This is a genomic window from Kineococcus siccus (genome assembly GCF_009906795.1).
GTDB classification, from domain to species: Bacteria; Actinomycetota; Actinomycetes; order Actinomycetales; family Kineococcaceae; genus Kineococcus; species Kineococcus siccus.
On record NZ_JAAALN010000476.1, the window covers coordinates 1 to 394 of the forward strand.

The 394-nt window shown below is 83.5% G+C and carries 1 pseudogene; it reads left to right on the forward strand.

The window, feature by feature from the left end:
* Positions 1 to 394: pseudogene (locus tag GTR02_RS22195) on the forward strand (septum site-determining protein Ssd); the annotation flags it as partial.

Consider the following 394-nt stretch of genomic DNA (forward strand, 5'->3'; position numbering starts at 1 on the left):
GGGCCGCCCCGACGCGCCCCCGGGCGCCGGGCCGGCCCTGCTGCTCACCGACGACGACGAGCTGGCCGACGCCGTGAGCCGGCTGGCCGCGGCCGCCGGGTGCGCGCTGCGCCGCGACAGCGGCCCCCCGGCCGAGCACGGCGAGCCGCCGCTGCTCCTGCTCGCCGGGGCCGACGTCCCCGCGGCCGAGGTCGTGCGGGCGCGGGCGGAGGCGGCCGAGACCGTCCTCGTCGGGCTCGCGCCCGTCGACGCCGACTGGTGGCGGCGCGCCGCCGAGGTCGACGCCGACCACGCCGCCCTGCTGCCCGAGGCCGAGAGCTGGCTGCTGGAGCGCCTCGCCGACGCCGGGGAGGGTGCGGCGAGCCGGGGCGGCGTCGTCGGCGTGCTCGGGGGG